A 643-nucleotide genomic window follows, 5' to 3' on the forward strand; every position below is an offset into this window, starting at 1 on the left:
GTAAGATGGATTCATTGCTTTCGTCACGCTGTCTACTTAAGTGTTTTTTCTACTGACAGAATACCGTGACGTGAGCTTCCTTACTTTTCAGACATCCTCTAAGAGGTATCTGAATCTCTTAGCCCTCTACCACCAGCAATATTGGCATCGTTGCTAGTGGTTTTAGGTGGTTGACCAAAGATAAAACCAAGCAGATTACCTTTTCTACCAAAGTCTTGCAAAGCGAGGCTAGCACCCCAGTAGTTGAATGTCGCATCATCACCTTCGTTGGCAATTACGTTAAACCCGGTAGGTCCATTTCCGTCGAACCTAGTTGTGCCAGTATTTTGCGCTTCGGCATCAGTGTAACCATACCAACCACCAATTAGCAACTTAGAGGTGAGTTTAAAAGAAGCTTCTACACCGTAGTGATTAGCAGAAGTTGCAACATTACCAAAGGGATTATTGGCAATGCTGCTGCCTGTAAATTCAAACATGCTCACACCACCAGCACTATTTTGATAAGTGCGTGCGTAGGTTAGACCGACATTAAAAGCTTTACCCGGATTTCTCACAAAGCCTGAAGAAATAGGGGTCAAAAACTGCCAAAATGTATATTGCACAAGAATTCCAGCAGTTTGAAGTATGACCCCAAATAAAAACG

General features: G+C 42.6%; 1 protein-coding gene. It reads right to left on the reverse strand.

Features of this window, described 5'->3' with window-relative positions; all coding sequences use genetic code 11:
* Positions 1-98: 98 nt before the first annotated feature.
* The coding region (locus AABK37_RS41755; protein WP_432557236.1) for an iron uptake porin at positions 99-643 on the reverse strand (545 nt) is incomplete at its 5' end.

This window comes from Tolypothrix sp. VBCCA 56010, assembly GCF_050875635.1.
Lineage (GTDB): Bacteria > Cyanobacteriota > Cyanobacteriia > Cyanobacteriales > Nostocaceae > Hassallia.